This is a genomic window from Brevundimonas sp. (genome assembly GCF_035561115.1).
Taxonomy (GTDB): domain Bacteria; phylum Pseudomonadota; class Alphaproteobacteria; order Caulobacterales; family Caulobacteraceae; genus Brevundimonas.
In genome coordinates this window covers 1-15,470 of record NZ_DATMYH010000095.1, presented here as the reverse complement: position 1 = coordinate 15,470, position 15,470 = coordinate 1, and the positions used below count along the sequence as shown (strand labels likewise).

The following is a 15,470-nucleotide window of genomic DNA, read 5'->3' as shown; positions in this document are numbered from 1 at the left end:
AGTGAAACTTCCCTCCCTCCTTCGCCGCACGCCCTTCCGGCTGACGCTGCTGTTCCTCGCCCTGTTCGCGGCGGCGGCCAGCGCGATCCTGGCCTGGGTCTATTTCGCCTCGGCCTCCGAGGCGCGGACCAAGGCCGAGCGCGACGTGCGCGGCGAGATGCAGGTGCTGACCGGCATCTACAACGAGCGCGGTTTCGACGCCCTGAACCGCGCCCTGATCGACCGGTCGCTGACACAAAGTTCGCTGGTCTACCTCCTGATGAACCCGGACGGCAGCCGGGTGACCGGCAGCCTCAGCATCTCGCCCATCGAGAAGATGGAGGGCGACCGGCAATGGATCACCTTCCCCTTCACCGACACCGACGCCGAAGGACGGGTCACCCGGCCGCAGGTGCGCGGGGTGCAGCAGCGCCTGTCCGGGGGCGAGATGTTGCTCGTGGGCGCCTCGCTCAGCGACACCGAAGCCTATCTGGCCCGCCTGACCCAGGCCCTGTGGGCGGCCATGGGCATCGTCCTGCTGCTGGGCCTGGCCGGAGGAATTCTGGTCAGCCGCAATCTCGAAAGGGCCATGGGCCGGCTCGGCAAGGTCGTCACGGCGGTGCAGGAAGGCGACCTCAAGGCGCGCGCCCCGGTGCGCAATTCGGGCGACGAGCTGGATGAGCTCGGCGCGGGCCTCAACACCATGCTGGACCGGATGGAGGCCTCGATGGCCTCGATCCGGCACGCCGGCGACGCCATCGCCCACGACCTGCGCTCGCCCCTGACCCGGATGCGCGCCAGGCTGGAGGTGGCCCTGATGGACGCCGAGGCCGGCAAGATCGACGGCGTCGACGCGGTGCAGCTGGCGCTGGACGAGGCCGACAGCCTGCTGAAGACCTTCAACACCGTCCTGGCCATCGCCCGGCTGCAGGCGGCGGCGGGCCGCACGCCCGACCCGAAGGTGTTCGACGCCGCCGACCTGGCCGCCGACATGGCCGAACTGTACGGGCCCGCCAGCGAGGACAAGGGGCTGGAGTTCTCGGCCGAGATCGAGCGCGGCCTGATGGTCGAGGGCAACCAGCCCTTCCTGGCCCAGGCCCTGGCCAACATCATCGACAACGCCATCAAATACACCCCGACCGGGGGCGCGGTGATGCTGCGGGCCCGGCGGCGGTCGTCGGGCGAGATCGAATATTCGGTCACCGACACGGGTCCGGGCGTGCCCGAGGACGACCGCGAACGCGTCATCGAGCGCTTCGTACGCCTGGACAACAGCCGCACCGAGGCCGGCTCGGGCCTGGGCCTGTCTCTCGTCGGCGCGGTGATGGAGGCGCACGGCGGGCGCATCGTTCTCGATGAGGGACCGGGCGCTTACGGCGGCTTTGGACCTGGCCTGCGGGTGGCGCTGATCCTGCCGGCGGCGGAATGAACCCGGCCCTGGGCCCGCGCCTGGGCGCCTGCGGCCCTGTCGTCGACGCCGCCGCCGCCGCCCGGGCCCATGAGCGTCTGGCCGAAGCCGCCATCGAGGCGGGCTGGACCTCAACGCTGGAAGCGGCGTGGCTGGCGCTCGCGCCCGCGTTCGCCGCCTCGCCCTATCTGTTCGGCCTCGCCCGCCGCTGGCCCGACCGGCTGCGGGCGGTGCTGGAGGACGGACCGGACGACCGGCTGAACGCCATTCTCGCGGCGACCGAAGCCCTGACCGGCGGGGCCGATGATGTCCGTGCGCCCCTGCGCCGGCTGAAGGGCGAACTCCATCTTCTGACCGCGCTCTGCGATCTCGGCGGGGTCTGGAATCTGGACGCCGTCACGGCCGCCCTCAGCCGGTTCGCGGATGTCTCGACCCAGGCCGCCCTGCGTGCGGTCGCCCATGACCAGCGCGAACGCGGCAAGCTGATCTCGGCGCCCGACGATCCGCGCGGCCCGATCCCCGGTCTGTTCGGCCTCGCCATGGGCAAGCACGGCGCCTTCGAGCTGAACTATTCCTCCGACATCGACATCAGCCTGTTCTGGGAGCCGGAGACGCTGGAAGCCGCCCTGGCCGAGGGCGTCGAGCCGCAGAAATTCCTCGACCGCGCCGCCCAGGTCCTGTCGTCCCTGATGCAGGAGCGGACCGGCGACGGCTATGTCTTCCGCGTCGACCTCAGGCTGCGGCCCGATCCGTCCTCGACCCCGCCCGTCGTCGCCGTGCCCTTCGCCCTGTCCTACTATGAAGGCGTCGGCCAGAACTGGGAGCGGGCGGCCTTCATCAAGGCCCGCGCCATGCTGGGCGACATCGGCGCGGGGCGCGACTTCCTCAAGGCCCTGACGCCCTTCATCTGGCGGCGCAGCCTGGACTTTCCCGCCATCCTCGACATCCAGTCGATCAAGCGGCAGATCCACGTCCACAAGACCGGCGAGGGGCTGGACGCGGCCGGCGCCAATCTGAAGCTGGGCCGGGGCGGCATCCGCGAGATCGAATTCTTCGCCCAGACCCAGCAGCTGATCCTGGGCGGCCGCGATCCCGTCCTGCGCAATCCCCGCACGGTCGAAGCGCTCGCCCTGCTGCGGGACGCCGGCCATGTCAGCGCCGAAGCCTGCGCGGAACTGACCGGAGCCTATGGGGCCCTGCGCAGGCTGGAACACCGGGTGCAGATGCTCGACGACGAGCAGAGCCATACGCTTCCGACGGATCCGATCCGTCGCGCAGCGGTCGCGGCCCTGGACGGCGAGGGCGATCTGGCGGCTTTCGACGCCCGGGTCGAGGCCCTGCTGGTCGGCGTCAACCGCCGATACGGCGAGCTGTTCGAGGGCGAGGAGGCGCTGTCGTCGCCCTATGGCTCGCTGGTCTTCACCGGCGTGGAGAACGATCCCGAGACCCTGTCGACCTTGGCCCGCATGGGGTTCGCCGAGCCGTCGGGCGTGGCCGACACGATTCGCAGCTGGCATCACGGACGCATCCCCGCGACCCGGTCCGCGCGCGGGCGCGAACTGTTCACCCGCCTGGCCCCGCGCCTGCTGACCGCGCTGGCCGATACCGGCGCCGCGGACGCCGCCTTCCGTCGGTTCGCGGTCTTCTTCGCCGGACTCAGCGCCGGCGTGCAGGTCCAGGCCCTGTTCCTGGCCCAGCCGAAGCTGTTCGAGCAGATCGTCGGAGTGATGGCTTTCGCCCCCCGTCTGGCGCGGACCCTGGGTCGTTATCCGGCGGCGCTGGACAGCATGCTGGACGCCCGCTTCGCCCGGGTCATCGACGAGGATTCCGGCCTCGTCGAGCAGCTGCTGGCTGACGCCGCCGCGGCGCCGGATTTCGAATCCGCGCTGGACGTGGCCCGGCGGATGCATCGCGAGCAGATGTTCCGCATCGGCGTCCAGACCTTGACGGGCCGCGCCGATCCCGAGGCCGCGGGGCGCGCCTGTACGACCGTGGCGGACGCGATCATCGCCGCCCTCGCTCCGGCCGCCATGGCCGAGGCCGCGCGTCAGGGCGGGGCCCTGCCCGGCGGAGCGGTGGCCGTGATCGCCCTGGGCAAGGCGGGATCGCGCGAGATGACGGCGAGTTCGGACCTCGACCTGATGACCGTATACGACGCGCCGGAGAACGCCGTCTCGGACGGCAAGGGCTGGGCTCCCGGCGTCTTCTATTCGCGCTTCACCCAGCGGCTGATCGCGGCCCTGTCGGCGCATACCGCCGAAGGCGGACTGTATGAGGTCGATATGCGGCTGCGCCCGGGAGCGGCCAAGGGACCGGTGTCCCTGCGGCTGGCGGCGGTTCAGGACTACTATGCCGCCGAGGCCGACACCTGGGAGTTCATGGCCCTGACGCGGGCCCGGGTGGTCTGGGCCGACGATCCCGCGTTCGGGGGCCGGGTCGAGGCGGCGATCGAGGCCATCCTGCGCCGGCCGCGCCCGGGGGTGGATGTGGCCGCGGACGCCCGTCGCATGCGCGACCTCATGGCTCGCGAGCGGCCGGGCCACGGCGCCTGGGATCTGAAACTGTCGCCCGGCGGCCAGGTCGATGCGGAGTTCGTCGCCCAGGCCGGGCAGCTGGCCGGCGCCGCGGCCGGCGGCCGGCTGACGGTGTCGACGCTCGAGGCTCTGTCGGATCATCCGGCCCTGGCGGCGGCCTGGCGACTGCAGCAGGCGCTGAACCAGATTCTCAGCGCCGCCTTCGACGACAAGCCCGATCCGGATCACGAACCCGAGGGATTCCAGCGTCGGTTGGCCGAGGCGGCGGGCGTGGCCGATTTCGGGACGCTGAAGGCGCGTCTGGCCGAGGCCCGCATCGCGGCGCGGGCCGCCTTCGAAACCGCCTTGCCGGCCGTCCGCGACGGAGACTGACCGGGTCTCCGTTTCATTCTCCAGACAGGGAAAAGCGGCCGCGTTGGGCGGCCATGGAGATTGTCGTGATGAGAAAGACCTTTCTGGCCGGCGCCCTTGCCGCCCTGACCTTCGCCACAGCAGGCGGCGCCGCCATGGCCCTGCAGCAGGCTCCGGCTCCCGCGCCGCGCGCCCTGCGGGCCGACGCCGACGGCGACAGCCGCATCAGCCAGGCCGAATTCGTCGGCCGACGCGTTCAACGCCTGACCGCCGCGGACACCGACCGCGACGGCTCGGTCACGCCCGAAGAAATGCGCGCGGTCGCCCAGGTGCGCATGGCCCAACGGGCGGACACCCGCTTCCAGCGCCTGGACGCGAATAACGACGGCTCCATCAGCCGCGCCGAATTCGACAGCCGGCGTGCGGCCGGGGCCGAGGCGCGTCCGCAACGCGCGGCCCGCATGCATCGCGGTCCGGGCCGCGCGGGTCATCGCGGCCAGCACATGGAGGCTCGCGGTCCGATCCCGATCGCCCAGGCGCAGGGCAAGGCCGAGCAGGCCTTCGCCCGTCTCGACGCCGACCACGACGGTTTCCTCACCGCTGCGGAACGCCGGGCCGGGATGCAGGCGATGCGCGAACAGCGTCGTGAACGCATGACCGAGCGCCGCGCCGCCCGGCAGGCCCAAAGGCAGGCGTCGTCTCCGGCGCCCGCTTCGGAGTAGGGTGGTGTCAGGGACGGCGGTCATGGACCGGCTGACCCTTTCGCGAACGACGGGAGAGGGCCGGATTGGCGTTGATCGCCGACCCCGACGAGGATCTGGTGCGCCGCGTGGGTCAGGGCGATCCCGCGGCCATTCAGGCCATGGTGGCGCGCAAGCTGCCGCGGATGCTGGCGCTCGCCCTGCGCATGCTGGGCGATGCGGCCGAGGCCGAGGACGTGGCGCAGGACGCCATGCTTCGGGCCTGGAAACAGGCGCCCCGCTGGACGCCGGGCCAGGCCAGATTCGACACCTGGCTGCACCGGGTGGGCCTGAACCTCTGCTACGACCGGCTGCGCCGGCGGCGCGAGGTCCCGACGGACTCCCCGCCGGACCGGCCCGACGACGGGCCGTCGCCGGATCGGGGCCTGTTGGCGGCGGACGTGGGAACGCGGGTGAATGCGGCGCTGGCCCGTCTGCCCGATCGTCAGCGCGAGGCGGTCGTCCTGTGTCATTGTCAGGAGCTGACCAATATCGAGGCCGCGGCCCTGATGGAGATCAGCGTCGAGGCGCTGGAAAGCCTTCTGTCACGTGGACGGCGGGCGTTGAGACTGGCCCTGGCCGATATCCGGCCGGGCGCTGAAGGAGTGTGAGAGTGATGACGTCGGAACGGTTTCTCGCCCTTGTCGCCGCCTGGGGCGCCGACGCGCGGCGTTGGCCCGAAGGCGAGCGTTCGGCGGCCCAGGCCTTCGCCGCGGCCCATCCCGAAACTGCGCGCGCCGCCCTCGCCGAGGCGGATGCGGTCGACGCCCTGCTGCACCTGTCGCGCGCGCCCCGGCCTTCGGCGGCGTTGCGCGATCGCGTGATCGCCTCGGCGACCGGGGCTGGACTGGCGGTCCGGCGCGAAGGTCGCCGCTGGCTGGATCGTCTGGCTCTGGCGCTCGGCGCCGGCTGGGCCGTCGCGGCCTGCGCGGGCGTGGCCGCCGGCGTCATGATGACCACCCACCTGACCGCCGACGTCCAGGCCGACGCGGTCCTGTATCAGGCGTCGCTGATGGGCGTGGATGACACCGAGGTGCTGGGATGACGTCCCGAACGCTGACGATCGGCCTGGGGGTCGCCCTGGCCGTCTCGGTAGCCCTGAACCTGTTCGCGGTTGCGGCCGGGGCGAGCCTGCTCGTCACCCGCGCCCAGGTCGAGAAGCGGGTCGAGGCGCAGCACCGTCCGCCCCGCACGGGCTCGCCCATGCAGTTGATCGGCCGGCTGGATCCGGCCGTCCGCGACCGGGTCCGCGACACCCTGCGCGCTTCGGCCCTGGCCGCCCGTCCCGATTTTGAGGAAGCCCGCCAGAAGCGGCGCGAGGCCGTCGGGATCGCCTCGTCCGAGGCCTTCGACAGCGCCCGGGTCGCCACCCTGCTGGCGCAGTCGCGCGAAGCCGAGCTTCGGGGCCGCGCCCGGCTGGAGGCGGACGCGGTCGCCGTGCTGGACACGCTGGAGCCCGCCGACCGCAGGGCCCTGTCGGAAATCCTGACTCGCCGCGGCCGCGGCGTCGTGCGCAGCGACGGCCAGAAAAGGGCCCCGGCTCCCGCCGGCTGACCGGCTCAGGCCGCGCGGGCCTGCTCTGTGGCGCCGCCGTCGGCCCGCCGGATCGGCAGGACGAAGCCGACCGTGGTTCCCCGTCCGGGCTCGCTGGCGATGGTCAGCACGCCGCCATGCAGTTCGATCAGCGACTTTGTCAGGGCCAGGCCCAGGCCCGTGCCCTGGGTGGTCTTGGAGTGCTGGCCCTCGACCTGCTCGAACGGCCGAGCGAGCCGGTCCAGATCCTTTTCGGCGATGCCGATGCCGGTGTCGGTCACGGCCACCCGCACCCGATCGTCGTCCTCGCGCGACAGGGCCACGACGATATCGCCGCCTTCGGGCGTGAACTTCACCGCATTGGAAATCAGGTTCAGGATCACCTGCTTCAGGCCGCGATAGTCGGCGTCGATCTCGGGCAGTTCGGGGGCGTCGACCACCAGATTCAGGCCCGCCTCCTGGATCCTGCCGCGCATCAGCCGCGTCGCGTCCTCGACCACTTCCTTCAGCGAAACCGTTTCATAGTGCAGCGTCAGCTTGCCGGCCTCGATCTTGGCCATGTCGAGGATGTCGTTGATCAGGCTCAGCAGATGCTGGCCCGACCTCAGGATGTCGGCGGCATAGCCCTTGTACCGCTGGTCGCCGAGCGGACCGAACATCTCGCCGGCCATGATTTCCGAGAAGCCGTTGATCGCGTTCAGCGGGGTTCGCAGCTCGTGGCTCATATTGGCGAGGAATTCCGACTTGGCCTGGTTGGCCGCCTCGGCCCGCGTCATGGCCACCTCGTATTTGCGCGCCAGCAGCGACAGCCGTTCCTCGCGGTCCTCCAGTTCGGTGATGGTGACGTGCAGCCGTTCGGTGGCCCGCTGGCGCTCGGCTTCCTTGCGCTTGATGGCGGTGATGTCCGCCGCCGTGACCACCGAACCGCCGTCCGAGGTGAAGCGCTCGACCAGCTGCAGCCAGCGCCCGTCATTCAGCTCGATCTCCCGCGCCCCGGCCCTGCCGCCCGTGGCCGGCTGGTCCGAGGTGATGGCCAGGGCCGCGATCCGGTTCAGGTCCTGTTTGAAGGCTCCGCGGCGGACGACGCCCTCCTCGAAGCCGAAGGCGTCCTGGAAGGCCTGGTTGGACAGGATCAGCCGCCCCTGTTTGTCGAACAGGACGAAGGCGTCGGACACGCTCTCGATCCCGTCGCGCAGCCGGCTTTCGGCCGCCTGGGCCTGGGCCTTGGCGCGGCGGGCCTCGGTCGTGTCCAGGGCCACGCCCAGCACGCTGGTGAAGCCGTCGTCGCCGCGGTCGCCGCGGGCCTGGCCGCGCGCGTCGATCCAGCGCGCCTTGCCCTGGCTGTCGGACACCGGGAAGCTGACGTCGAAGGCGCCGAAGGTCTGGGCCTGGCGCAGGGCGTGCAGCACCGCCTCGTGATAGCGCGGGTGGATCCGGGCCATCATCTCGTCGGTCGTGACGGCGCCGCGCTGCTCCAGTCCCATCAGCTGGGCCATATAGTCCGATATGGTGACCAGTTCGGTCTCGGTGTCCCACTCCCACACGCCGCACCGGGCCGCCTCGACGGCCCCGCGGAACCGTTGTTCGGACGCCGCCCACTCCCGGCTGATGCCCTGCTGACGGCGTTGCAGCAGCAGCGCCAGCAGGACGACGAACGCGCCGATGCCGACCGGCGCCGTAAGCACCCATACATCGTCCAGCAGAGCGTCGGCGCCCACGGTGACCGGCGTCGAGGCCACGGCGATCAGGCCCGTGTCGCCCACTCGCGCGCCTGTCCGACGGATCGCCCGCCCGTCGTCGCGCAGGGTGACTCCCCGGCCGTTGGCGGCCACGGGCGCGGCCGACAGGCCCAGTGCGGCCGCGTCCATCCGGGCGCTGGTCAGGATGGTGTCGGGTGCAGACAGGATCGAGCGGTTGACGCCGTCCTGGGCCGCCAACGACGGCAAGGGCGCACGACCGACCAGCCGGCGCCCTCCGGCCAATGGCGTGGAGATCAGGACGGCGCGGCCATCGGCGGACAGGCGCGGCCGGCCGGGCGAGGCGGCGAACAGCCGGGCGTCTCCGCCGGTGATCGCAACCGGTCGTCCGATCCCGTCCAGAATGGCGAAGGCGCCGTCCGGTGCGGCGGCGCGTGCGCGTTGCAGAATCTCTCCGGGAGACTCGGCGCCGGCGGCGGCGCGGACGGCGGCCTGCACGGGAGCGATGCGGCTTTCGAGATCGAGCGCCAGCAGTCGGGCCTCGCGGTCGACGGCGCTCAGACGCAGGGCGTCGGCCTCCAGCCCCGGCCGGGCCATTTCACGCGCGAACAACAGCACATAGGCCGCGACGGCCAGGGTGACGGTCAGCAGGGCGATGCGCAGCCACGGCGGCGGGCCCTTGCGCCGGTCCGCCGAACGCCGTCCCTCGCTGGTTATGCGGCGCTCGTTGCCCCGCAAGGCGCTCTCCCGAGAAATCGACGTCGATGAGGGAATCTAGGCTGCGTCGCGGATTCCTGTCGAGCCTTGGTTCGGAACGATCAACGGTTTCACGCGGCCTGCGTTTCGCGCTGGCCGCCGCCGCCCCCGGCCTCGACCGGCGAGACCAGAACATCCGTGACCGTCTTCAGCACCGCGCGGGCTTCCCGGGCCAGTTCCTGCATCTCCGGCGGCGCATCGTCCGGCGCCTCGTCGACCGACGCCACGAGGCGTTCGGCCAGGGCCATCAGTCGGGGCGAGGCCGCGATCAGGCGGGCCTGGAATTCGATCTGGTCGGGGTCGCGGTCATATTCCGCCCCGGGCACGCGCCAGCCGCCCCAGTCGGCCTTGTCGGTCACGACCACGGGATAGGTGCCCGGAAAGGGGTGGTGGGGGCAGTCGTCGGCGGTCTGCCACTTGTTGCGGGCCCGCATCAGCCGCCACGACTCGCCGGTGTTGGCGGCGGGATCCTCGGTCGGCAGCAGCAGTTCATGGCCCAGGAATTCACGGCCCAGACCCACGTCATAGGTGACGCGAACGGGCTCCTCGAAACCCTTGGCCCAGACGGGCTGGACCTTTTCGATCTGGGCCCATGCGCCGACGCATTCGACCCAGACCTTCTGCCCCTTCTGGAATTGCGCGCGCGCCATCCATGACTCCCGATCCTGAACGGCCAGAGTGCGCCGCCCCGGATGAACAGCCGGTTCCGCGAAAGGGTGAAGCAGAGGTAAACGCCCGCCTCACCCGGTCCGGATCAGGCGCGCGAAATGTCTTCCAGCGCCTCGCCTGCGTACTTCTCCTTCACCCGCGTCGACAGGTCGCCCAGCGAGACCACGCCCACCAGACGGCTGTCCTTGTCGAGCACCGGCAGGCGGCGGATCTGTTTCGAGCCCATGGCGTCCAGCACGGTCTTCAGGTCGTCGTCGGCGCGGGCCGTGTGAGGGTCGCGGGTGATGTATTCCACCACCGGCGCGCTGGCCGCAGCGCCCTGGGCCAGGGCCCGGACGGTCAGGTCGCGGTCGGTGATCGTGCCGATCAGGGTGTCGCCGTCGGCCACCGGCATGAAGCCGAAATCGCCCGCCGCCATGCGCGAGGCGACCTCCTGCAGGCTGTCGCCGGGCCGGGCGACCTGGACGTCCCTGCTCATTACGTCGCGAACTTTCATCGGGTCTCTCCTTGGATGAGGCTGCCGTGAAAACCCCCGCCACAGCCGCCGGTTCCGGTTCATCCAGATGACTGCCAGACAACAGGGCTCTCAGGGTCGTGTCAGCCGCCGCATGGTTTTCTGCATCCACGGTCCGCTGCGGATCGGAGCGATGAGGAATACGACAATGAAAACCGCCATGATCCGGAAGGCCCTGCTTTCCACGCTGGCGGCGACGGCGGTCATGACGGCCACGCCGGCGCTGGCCCAGAACGTCACCTTCTCCGTCGGCGTCGGCTCGCCGGGCTACGGCTACGGCCAGGGCTACGGCTACGACCGCGGCTACGGCCATGACCTGCAATACCGCGCCCAGCGCCTCGCCCGGCAGATCAACCGCGTCGCGTACAACGGCCGCATCAGCCGCGGCGAGGCCCAGCGCCTCAGCTGGGAGATGCAGCAGTACCGCAGCCTGGAATGGCGCTACGCCCGCGACGGCCGCATCAGCCAGCGCGAGTACGCCGCCCTGAGCTACCGTCTGGACCGCATCCAGGCCATGCTGCGCCACGAGCGTCGCGACCGCTGGTAAGTCCGGCGAAGTGAACCGAGGGCCGCCCCGGCGACGGGGCGGCCTTTCGTTTGTCCGGCTCTGCGGCTAAGCCGCGAACCTCGAACCGGAGAACGACGATGACGGCGGCGAATGAGGCGAAAGCCATCCTGCAACGGCTGGGCGTGGACGACGCCGTCTGGGGCGGTTCCCTGACGACCCGCTCGCCCGTCGACGGCTCCAGCGCCGGCGCCCTGACCGAAACATCCGGCCTCGACGGCGTCGCCGCCCGCGCAGTCGCGGCCTTCCACGCCTGGAAGCGCGTGCCCGCCCCGCGTCGCGGCGAACTGGTCCGCCTGCTGGGCGAGGAGCTGCGCGCCTCGAAGGACGACCTCGCCCGGCTGGTCACGCTGGAGGCGGGCAAGATCGTCTCCGAGGGCCTGGGCGAGGTCCAGGAGATGATCGACATCTGCGATTTCGCCGTCGGCCTGTCGCGCCAGCTGTATGGCCTGACCCTCGCCAGCGAACGGCCGGGCCATCACATGCGCGAGACATGGCAGCCGCTGGGGCCGGTGCTGGTGATCTCGGCCTTCAACTTCCCGGTCGCGGTCTGGGCCTGGAACGCCTGCCTCGCCCTCGTCTGCGGCGATCCGGTGATCTGGAAACCGTCCGAAAAGACCCCGCTGACGGCTCTCGCCACGCAAGCGATCTTTGACCGCGCCGCCGCCCGCTTCGGCGACGCGCCGCAGGGACTTTCCCAACTGGTGATCGGCGGCCGCGAGGCCGGCGAGACCCTGACCGCCGATCCGCGCATCGCCCTCGTCTCAGCCACCGGCTCGACCCGCATGGGCAAGGCCGTGGCGCAGACCGTGGCCGCGCGTCTGGGACGCAGCCTGCTGGAGCTCGGCGGCAACAACGCCATGATCGTGACGCCCAGCGCCGATCTCGACATGGCCGTGCGCGCCATCGCCTTCTCGGCCGTCGGCACCTGCGGCCAGCGCTGCACCACCCTGCGCCGCCTGCTGGTGCACGAGAGCATCGCCGACGGCCTGATCGCGCGGCTCAAGGCGGCCTACGAAACCCTGCCGGTCGGCGATCCGCGTCAGGACGGCGTCCTCGTCGGCCCGCTGATCGACGAGGCGGCGGCGCACGGCTTCGAAACCGCGCTGGCGCAGGCGGTCGAACAGGGCGGCCAGATCGTCGTCGGGGGCGACCGGATCGACAGGGAGGGAGTCTACATCCGCCCGGCCATCGTCCGCATGCCCGCCCAGAGCGCGGTGGTCCAGCACGAAACCTTCGCCCCCATCCTCTACGTCCTGACCTGGTCCGATTTCGACGAGGCGGTGACGATGCAGAACGCCGTACCCCAGGGCCTGAGTTCGTGCGTCTTCACCGACAGCGTCCGCGAGGCCGAACAATTTCTCTCGGCCTGGGGCTCGGACTGCGGCATCGCCAACGTCAACATCGGCCCCTCGGGCGCCGAGATCGGCGGCGCCTTCGGCGGCGAGAAGGACACCGGCGGCGGCCGCGAATCCGGCTCGGATGCGTGGAAGGCCTATATGCGCCGCCAGACCCAGACGGTGAATTTCTCCACCAGCCTGCCGCTGGCCCAGGGCGTGAAGTTCGAGGTGTGATCGCGCTTCTCCCTCCCCCTTGGGGGAGGGATGTCGGTGCGTAGCGACGACAGGGTGGGGACGGCTGCGCCAGGGCGAGCGCCGACGTCATGGATTGCTCGGCCGCCCCCACCCGGTCGCTCCGCGACCACCCTCCCCCGAGGGGGGAGGGAGAAACGTCGCAAACCTTCAGTTCTCCTCACGCCCGACTGGTCAAAATCACCGCGATTCCATGACCAAAATCGTCACGAACTGATCGCCGCTTCCAGCGCTCCGGCCAGATCCCCCTTGCCGACGATCTCCACCCGTTCCAGCCCCAGCCACCCGGCCATCCGCCGCAACTCGGCCGCCAGCCGCATCGCCGTGTCCGCCGTCGCGTCCGGTTCGCGCCACGCCGCCTGCACCAGCAGCGTCCCGGCCTTGCGGTCGGCCTTCAGATCGACCCGCGCCGTGATCGCCTCGTCCTCCAGGAACGGCAGGACATAGTAGCCGTGGGCCCGCTTGTGGGCGGGGGTGTAGATCTCCAGCCGGACCCGCACGTCGAACAGCCGCTCGGTGCGGTCGCGCGCCCAGATCAGATTGTCGAACGGCGACAGCAGGGCGACGCCCGCGACCTTGCGCGGCGACCGCGCCCCTGCGCTCAGGAAGGCCGGCTGCCGCCAGCCCTTCACCGAAACAGGCGTCAACTCCCCGGCCTCCACCAGTTCCGCGATCCGGTCGCGCGCATCGGCCAGCGGCAGCCGGAAATAATCCCTCAGGTCCGCCGCCGTCGCCACGCCCATGGCCCGCGCCGAGATGCGGACCAGTTCGCGCTGGGCGTCGGCCTCGTGCGGCGTCGGCAGGTCGATGATCCGGGCGGGCAGGGCGCGTTCGGTCAGGTCATAGACCCGCTCGAAGCCGTTGCGCGTCTTCGTGGTGATCAGTCCGGCCCAGAACAGCCATTCCAGCGCCCGCTTGCCGTCCGACCACGACCACCAGCCAGGCGCCCCGCGCGGTCCCCCCTCTTCAGGTTTGGGGGCGAAGTCCGCGCCGGTCACCGGGCCGCGCCGCTCGATCTCGGCCAGCACCCCGTCGATATAGGCGCGCTTCTCGCGACCGAACCGCGACAGGCCGGTCCACATGGCCCCGCCCTGCGCCCGCTCCATCCGCCAACGAAACAGCGGCTGGGTCTCCAGCGGCAGCAGCGACGCCTCGTGGCCCCAGTATTCGAACAGGCTCCGTCGCGGCCCCCACGCCTCGGCTTCCAGCGCCTCGCGCGGATAGTCGCCCAGCCGCGAAAACGCGGGCAGATAGTGGGTCCGCGTCACCACATTGACGCTGTCGATCTGGATCACGCCGAGGCGGCGCGCGACCTCGCGCGCATGGCGTCGCCCGGGCGCGGCCGGGCGGCTCCTTCCGAATCCTTGCGCGGCCAGGGCGATGCGGCGTGCGGTCTTGGGGCTGATGGATTCGGTCACGGGGCGAAGCTATTCGGGATCGATAGCCGGCGCGAGCCTCCCTTCTCCCCTTGGGGGAGAAGGTGTCAGGCGCAGCCTGACGGATGAGGGGGCTGGTTGAGTTCACGGGGCCGTCGCCGTTCTGGCCTCGGCGAGCCCCCTCATCCGAGCCGCTTCGCGGCCCACCTTCTCCCCCGAGGAGAGAAGGAAACAGTTACGGCGCCGCCCGCGCCGGCAGGCCCTGCGCCGCCCGGACCATCTGCACGAATTCGGCCCGCTCGCCGTACGGATCCTCTCCCCGCGCCCCTTGCGCCTGTTCCAGGATGTCGTTCCAGCCATAGCCCTCGGCCATCCATGGATCGCCGCGCAGCCGCTGGCCGAACGCCGCCACCGCCATGGCCCAGCGCGTGCTCTCTGGCGGCTGGGCGCTCACCCGGCCCGCGCCGCCGTTCGACAGCACATGCTGCATCAGCCGCGAGTCCCGTTCGCCCGGCAGCTTGTACCGCACCTGGACGAAGCCGACCTCGCCGTCCGGATCGCCGCCGCCGACCCCGACCCGGTTCTGGTCATAGCGCCGCTCCGGGATCTGGCTCGGACCGCCGACGGGGGTGATCTCGTACAGGGCCGTGACCGAGGCGCCCGACCCCACCTCGCCCGCATCGATGCGGTCGTTGGCGAAATCCTCCTCGTTCAGCAGCCGGGTCTCATAGCCGATCAGCCGGTATTCGCTGACGCGGGCCGGATTGAACTCGACCTGGATCTTGACGTCGTCGGCGATGGGGAAGGCGCCCCGGTCGAAGGCCGGACCGAACAGCCGCCGCGCCTCGTTCAGGTCGTCGACATAGGCCGCCACGCCGTTGCCGGCCTGGGCGATGGTCTGCATCCGGGCGTCCTGGTAGTTGCCGCGCCCGAAGCCGTAGACCGACAGATAGATGCCTGTCCCGCGCTTGGCGGCGACATAGTCTTCCAGCCGCTGGTTCTCGGTCACGCCGACGTTGAAGTCGCCATCCGTGAACATCAGGATGCGGTTGACCTTGTCGCGCCCGAAGGCGGCCTCCGCCTGCTGATAGGCGTTGACCATGCCCTGGGCCCCGGCGGTCGATCCGCCCGCGTTCAGCGTCTCGACGGCGCAGCGCAGCTTCAGCTTCTGGTCGCCGGGCGTCGGCCCCACCGCCGTGCCGACGTCCGAGGCGTAGAAGGTGACTGCGACGCGGTCCTGCGGCCGCAGCCGGTCGATGATCAGGTTCATCGACTTCTTCGCCAGCGCCAGCTTGTCCGGCGTCTGCATCGAGCCCGAGACATCGACCATGAAGGTCAGGTTCAGCGGCCGGCGCTCGCCTGCTGGTAGTTCGTAGCCCTGCAGGCCGACGTGGACGATCTGGCGGCCCGGCGACCACGGCGAGGCGGCGACCGCGGTGCTGATCGCGAACGGTTGCGTCGCCGAGGTCGGGCGGTCGTAGCCGTAGTCGAAATAATTGATCATCTCCTCGACCCGCACGGCGTCCGCGGGCGGCGCGCGGCCCTCGTCGATGAAGCGCCGGACATTGGAATAGCTGGCCGTGTCGACGTCGATCGAGAAGGTCGAGACCGGCTCGTCGGCGACGCGTTTGACCGGATTGGGCGTGGCGTCGGGGTAGCGTTCGGTGTCCGGCTGGCGGGGCGCGATCTGGTGGGCGCCCGGATGGATGCGCGAACCGGTCACCGCGATCTCGTTGGCCGAAACCTGCCCTTGCAC

The 15,470-nt window shown here is 70.9% G+C and carries 13 protein-coding genes; 8 read left to right on the top strand and 5 right to left on the bottom strand.

Features of this window, described 5'->3' with window-relative positions:
* The first annotated feature begins 1 nt into the window (after nt 1).
* The 6 genes from VN378_RS12380 to VN378_RS12355 all read left to right on the top strand — a co-directional run bounded on the left by VN378_RS12380 (nt 2) and on the right by VN378_RS12355 (nt 6,566).
* Entirely contained in the window at nt 2-1,408 is a 1,407-nt protein-coding gene (locus VN378_RS12380) for a HAMP domain-containing sensor histidine kinase (RefSeq protein ID WP_325743882.1), read from the top strand.
* Entirely contained in the window at nt 1,405-4,293 is a 2,889-nt protein-coding gene (locus VN378_RS12375; protein WP_325743881.1) for a bifunctional [glutamine synthetase] adenylyltransferase/[glutamine synthetase]-adenylyl-L-tyrosine phosphorylase, read from the top strand. The genes VN378_RS12380 and VN378_RS12375 overlap by 4 nt, the downstream gene beginning before the upstream one ends.
* 68 nt (nt 4,294-4,361) lie before the next feature.
* On the top strand, nt 4,362-4,994 hold the full coding sequence (locus VN378_RS12370) for an EF-hand domain-containing protein (RefSeq protein WP_325743880.1): 633 nt from the start codon (nt 4,362-4,364) through the stop codon (nt 4,992-4,994).
* A gap of 65 nt (nt 4,995-5,059) precedes the next feature.
* Nucleotides 5,060-5,623, top strand: coding sequence for an RNA polymerase sigma factor (locus VN378_RS12365; RefSeq protein WP_325743879.1), 564 nt, complete (start codon nt 5,060-5,062; stop codon nt 5,621-5,623).
* A gap of 5 nt (nt 5,624-5,628) precedes the next feature.
* Nucleotides 5,629-6,057, top strand: a complete 429-nt coding sequence (locus VN378_RS12360; protein WP_325743878.1) for a hypothetical protein — start codon at nt 5,629-5,631, stop codon at nt 6,055-6,057.
* Nucleotides 6,054-6,566 (top strand): periplasmic heavy metal sensor, encoded by a 513-nt coding sequence (locus VN378_RS12355; RefSeq protein WP_325743877.1) that lies wholly within the window; start codon nt 6,054-6,056, stop codon nt 6,564-6,566. Before VN378_RS12360 ends, VN378_RS12355 begins: the two co-directional genes overlap by 4 nt.
* Before the next feature lie 5 nt (nt 6,567-6,571).
* On the opposite strand, the gene VN378_RS12350 is transcribed toward VN378_RS12355, so the two are convergent.
* From VN378_RS12350 to VN378_RS12340, 3 genes are all read right to left on the bottom strand, one after another.
* A complete protein-coding gene (locus VN378_RS12350; RefSeq protein ID WP_325743876.1) occupies nt 6,572-8,980 on the bottom strand; it encodes a PAS domain-containing sensor histidine kinase in 2,409 nt (802 codons plus the stop codon).
* Nucleotides 8,981-9,069: 89 nt separating this feature from the next.
* Nucleotides 9,070-9,648 carry a hypothetical protein gene (locus VN378_RS12345; RefSeq protein ID WP_325743875.1) on the bottom strand — a complete coding sequence of 193 codons (579 nt, stop codon included), beginning with the start codon at nt 9,646-9,648 and terminating at the stop codon, nt 9,070-9,072.
* 104 nt (nt 9,649-9,752) lie between these two features.
* Nucleotides 9,753-10,163: a CBS domain-containing protein gene (locus tag VN378_RS12340; protein WP_325743874.1), complete on the bottom strand. Its 411-nt coding sequence runs from the start codon at nt 10,161-10,163 to the stop codon at nt 9,753-9,755.
* Between the two features lie 166 nt (nt 10,164-10,329).
* Between VN378_RS12340 and VN378_RS12335 the strand changes: the two genes are divergently transcribed.
* Together VN378_RS12335 and VN378_RS12330 are read left to right on the top strand one after the other, a co-directional pair.
* The gene (locus VN378_RS12335; RefSeq protein ID WP_325743873.1) at nt 10,330-10,728 is read left to right on the top strand and encodes a hypothetical protein; all 399 of its coding nucleotides are present in this window, start codon (nt 10,330-10,332) and stop codon (nt 10,726-10,728) included.
* A gap of 98 nt (nt 10,729-10,826) precedes the next feature.
* Nucleotides 10,827-12,320 (top strand): aldehyde dehydrogenase family protein, encoded by a 1,494-nt coding sequence (locus tag VN378_RS12330; protein WP_325743872.1) that lies wholly within the window; start codon nt 10,827-10,829, stop codon nt 12,318-12,320.
* Between the two features lie 224 nt (nt 12,321-12,544).
* Here the strand turns inward: VN378_RS12330 and VN378_RS12325 are convergent, their stop codons facing one another.
* Complete coding sequence (locus VN378_RS12325) at nt 12,545-13,756, bottom strand: winged helix-turn-helix domain-containing protein (RefSeq protein WP_325743871.1); 1,212 nt, start codon at nt 13,754-13,756, stop codon at nt 12,545-12,547.
* Nucleotides 13,757-13,949: 193 nt separating this feature from the next.
* Nucleotides 13,950-15,470 (bottom strand): vWA domain-containing protein (locus tag VN378_RS12320; RefSeq protein ID WP_325743870.1); only part of this gene is annotated, 1,521 nt, incomplete at its 5' end.